Source organism: uncultured Campylobacter sp., from assembly GCF_937949835.1.
In the GTDB taxonomy this organism is placed as follows: domain Bacteria; phylum Campylobacterota; class Campylobacteria; order Campylobacterales; family Campylobacteraceae; genus Campylobacter_B.
The window spans coordinates 1-3,448 of record NZ_CALEDC010000380.1; the positions used below are offsets into that span (position 1 = coordinate 1).

Consider the following 3,448-nt stretch of genomic DNA (forward strand, 5'->3'; position numbering starts at 1 on the left):
AGCCGTTTACCGCGCAGATAAAAATTTGATTTTCGATCGCGCGGGCCTTAGCAAGCGTGATAAAATGCTCTATGCGGCTCTGCGCAAACTGCGCGATCACAAAAACAATCTGCGCGCCGCGAAGCGCTAAAGCGCGAAAAATTTCACAAAAGCGCAGATCGTAGCAGACCGCGACGCCGATTTTAACCGCGCGATTTTTAAATTTAATATCGCAAAGACCTAACTTATCGCCGCCGCTTACGATCTCGTTTTCGCGAGCGAGCGAGAAGGCGTGGATCTTGTCGTAGCGTAAAATTTCGGCTCCGTTTTGATAGATGAAAGCGGAATTGTAAATTTTATTTTGCCTAGAATTTATCGCTCCGACAATCAAAACGGCGCCGCCTTTTTGCGAAATTTCGCTTAAAAATTTTTTTGTATGAGCAGCGTTCGTATCGGCAAATTCTTTAAATTTAGCCGTATTAAAACCCGTATTAAAGGCCTCGGGCAGCACCAATACGTCCGCGCCGCGTTTTAGCGCGCGATCTATAAGCTCTCGCGCGCGGATAAAATTTTGCTCACAATCTGCAAAATTTTGAGCCATTTTCACGTCCATTTGCAAAATAGCGATTTTCATATAAACCCTCCTATTTAGGCGCTAAGCGCATAACATTTGCATGCGTAAGCGCGATAGCTATGGCATCAGTGATATCAAGCGGCTTAATCTCCTTATTAATCCCCAAGATCCGCTTCACCATGAACGCAACCTGCTCCTTCGCCGCCTTTGCCTTTCCGGTGACCGATTTTTTTATTTGAAGCGGCGTATATTCGGCAAAATTTCCAAAAATTTGTAAAATTTTAAGAGCCAGCGCGCCGCGAAACTGAGCGAGCTTTAAAACAGATTGCGGATTATAGGCATAAAACATCGATTCTATCGCGACCTCATCGATCTTATGAGCGCTAAAAATTTGATCGATCGCCTCGCTCATCTGCGTCATTTGAAATTGCACGTTTTCAGCCTTCATTTTCACAAGTCCCGCTTCGATAAGAACAATCTTATTCACATCTTTTTCCAAAATCGCATAGCCTAAATTTCTAGTTCCCGGATCGATTCCTAAAATTTTCATAACCCTCTTTCACGCTTATTCACGGCTTAATCACAAGTGAATAAACTTAAATTTACCGCAAATTTAGCGAAATTTAGCTAAAATCTTAATCTAATTTGTAAGGGAATTTTATGGCGACGTCGCAAGCACAAGAAATTTTATCGAATTTAGAGAAGGAAATTTTACCTACCGAATACTCTAGATACATTAAAAATTTGAAATTTAACGATAAAAACTCGACACCAGGGTTTTTCATCTATAACGCAACTAACGAGTTTATAGCCAAATATGCCCAGACAAAATACGGCACTAAGATAAAAGAGCTTATCAAAAAACAGTTCGGGCTTAACGACGTAATCGTCAAAATCACCTCAAAAGCTAAAATTTCGCCGAAAGAAAAGGTAAAAATAATCTCAGAAAAGCCTAAAAGCACTATTTTAAGCGAAAATTATAACTTCGAAAATTTCATCATCGGCGATTCAAATAAATTTGCCTTCGAATGTTCGGTATCCGTCGCAAAAGAGCCAGGAATTCGCTTTAATCCGCTCTTTATCTACGGGCCTAGCGGGCTTGGAAAAACTCATCTGCTTCAATCGATCGGAAATTACTGCATCAAAAAAGGAAAGACCGTCATTTGCGTTACCAGCGAGCAGTTCGCTAATGATTTTGTCTTTAATCTCAAAAACAACTCGATCGATAAATTTAAACAAAAATACCGCAATTGCGACGTTTTGCTCATCGACGACATTCAATTTTTAATTGGACGTGATAAAGCTCAAGAGGAGCTTTTTTATACATTCAACGAGCTAAAAGACAAAAACTGCCAAATCGTGCTAACCAACGATCTGCCACCAAAATTCCTAAAAGGCTTTGAAAGTCGCCTCACAACGCGATTTGAAAGCGGCATAATAGCAAACATAACCCCGCCGGATCTAGAAACTAAAATCGCCATTATCAATAAAAAGAGCGAGGAAAATCGCGTTAGAATTCCACACGACGTCGTAGAATATATCGCCGCAAATATGGGCGATAATATCCGCGAAATCGAAGGCGCAATAAATAAACTAAATGCATATTCCTCGATACTTCGCACGAAGATCACGCTAGAATTTACCAAAAGTACACTGCAAGATCAGATCCATCAAAAATATTCAAGTGTGAGCCTTGAACACGTCATAGAGGTGATTTCAAAAGAACTGAACGTAAAACCTAGCGAGCTAAAGAGCAAAACGCGAGCTAAAAACGTCGTCGAAGCGCGCCAAATTTGCATATATCTAACCAAACAGTTAACTCAAAACTCAATGCCTAAAATCGCCGCATTTTTTAATCTAAAAGATCACAGCGCCATCAGCAAAAATATCAAAAAAATCAACGAACTCATACAAACCGACGAGATGTTAAAGATAAAAATTGAAGAGCTAAAAAACAAAATAACTAAGAAGGAAAAGAATGAAATTTAAACTTTATGAAAATAAAGCAAAAAAGGTGAATAAAAGTGAATAAAACAAAGCTACTTACTCACTGGATAAACTACCTAAAGACAAGCTTTAGGATAAGTTTTTCACAAAAACCGCTTACCAACTACTACAACGATAAAAATTTAAAAGGATAAAAATATGAAAGTGTTAATCACTAAAAAAATTCTAGAAGAGATAGTTTCCAATACCAGCTCCTATCTCGATAAGAAAGATCTAAGCTCAATAACTTCGCATCTTTTAATGAGTGCTAAAGATGGAATTTTTAGTATAAAAGCTACCGATCATGAAATCGGTCTAAGCTATAATCTTCAAAATGTTTCAATAGAAACGGAAGGCGAAGCTACGGCAAACGGCGGTAAGCTTCTTAGCGTCATAAAAGGCCTAAGCGACGATAGCGTTACTTTAGAAACTGTCAACGGAGCGCTCTTCGTAAAGCAAAAAAAATCCAAGTACAAGCTTCCGATGTTTGAAACGAGGGATTTTCCAAGCTTTCCTACAATAGATGGTAAAAACAGCTTTGACGTAAATGCTGGAATTTTAGGCAGAAGCCTTAAAAAGATCTATCCGTCGATTGATACGAACAATCCAAAATATGAGCTAAACGGGGCCTTAATCGACGTAAAAGAGGGCTTTTTAAATTTAGTCGGAACCGATACTAAGCGACTTAGCGTTTATAAGCTGATCACTCAATCAAAAGCGAGCGAGCTAGATACTAAAATTTTAATCCCTAAAAAGGCGATAGGCGAAATTCAAAAGCTATTTTCGGACAAAATTAAAATTTACTACGACGAAAACGTGCTGCTAGCGGTGAGCGAAAATTTTGAGTTTTTTACAAAGCTTATTAACGGCAAATTTCCAAACTATGAGCGGGTAATCCCAAGCGATACG

4 protein-coding genes are annotated in these 3,448 nt (G+C 38.9%); 2 read left to right on the forward strand and 2 right to left on the reverse strand.

Translation table 11 applies throughout. From position 1 onward, the window contains the following. Positions 1-613: nitrilase-related carbon-nitrogen hydrolase (locus tag Q0256_RS08635; protein ID WP_297962243.1), on the reverse strand; the 613-nt coding region annotated here is incomplete at its 3' end. A gap of 10 nt (positions 614-623) precedes the next feature. Next, positions 624-1,103, reverse strand: coding sequence for a crossover junction endodeoxyribonuclease RuvC (gene ruvC, locus Q0256_RS08640; RefSeq protein WP_297944540.1), 480 nt, complete (start codon positions 1,101-1,103; stop codon positions 624-626). A gap of 110 nt (positions 1,104-1,213) precedes the next feature. Between ruvC and dnaA the strand changes: the two genes are divergently transcribed. Both dnaA and dnaN read left to right on the forward strand, forming a co-directional pair. Further along, positions 1,214-2,542, forward strand: a complete 1,329-nt coding sequence (gene dnaA / locus Q0256_RS08645) for a chromosomal replication initiator protein DnaA (protein ID WP_297962245.1) — start codon at positions 1,214-1,216, stop codon at positions 2,540-2,542. Between the two features lie 156 nt (positions 2,543-2,698). Further along, positions 2,699-3,448: DNA polymerase III subunit beta (gene dnaN / locus Q0256_RS08650; protein WP_297962247.1), on the forward strand; the 750-nt coding region annotated here is incomplete at its 3' end.